Source organism: Paenibacillus xylanexedens, assembly GCF_007676705.1.
Classification (GTDB): domain Bacteria; phylum Bacillota; class Bacilli; order Paenibacillales; family Paenibacillaceae; genus Paenibacillus; species Paenibacillus xylanexedens_C.
Map to the genome: position 1 here is coordinate 1 of NZ_VEBF01000517.1, position 248 is coordinate 248.

A 248-nucleotide genomic window follows, 5' to 3' on the forward strand; every position below is an offset into this window, starting at 1 on the left:
TTGTACATCTCCTTACCTTTAACAACCTACAACCTCTCCATAATCCCAACCAACACTACAACACCCATGCATACCGCCACAAAAAACAAATCCAAAATCCTTCTAACTCCATATTCCATACCCCATAACATAATCCCATCCATACCCTTACCCCTTCTTTCTCTTCACTTCCCACTATCCCTATTTCCCATTCAACCTCCACCTTCCCTCTCTCTCCACCAAATACCTTCATCAACGTATTCTCCCAC

At 43.1% G+C, this 248-nt stretch carries 1 protein-coding gene; it reads right to left on the reverse strand.

Features of this window, described 5'->3' with window-relative positions:
* Positions 1–55: 55 nt before the first annotated feature.
* On the reverse strand, positions 56–232 hold the full coding sequence (locus tag FS628_RS31750) for a hypothetical protein (RefSeq protein WP_186328067.1): 177 nt from the start codon (positions 230–232) through the stop codon (positions 56–58).
* Positions 233–248: the final 16 nt, after the last annotated feature.

Excerpts from the sequence above, each read along its gene's own strand:
- FS628_RS31750 (WP_186328067.1), bottom strand. The coding sequence starts at position 232 with ATGAAGGTATTTGGTGGAGAGAGAGGGAAGGTGGAGGTTGAATGGGAA.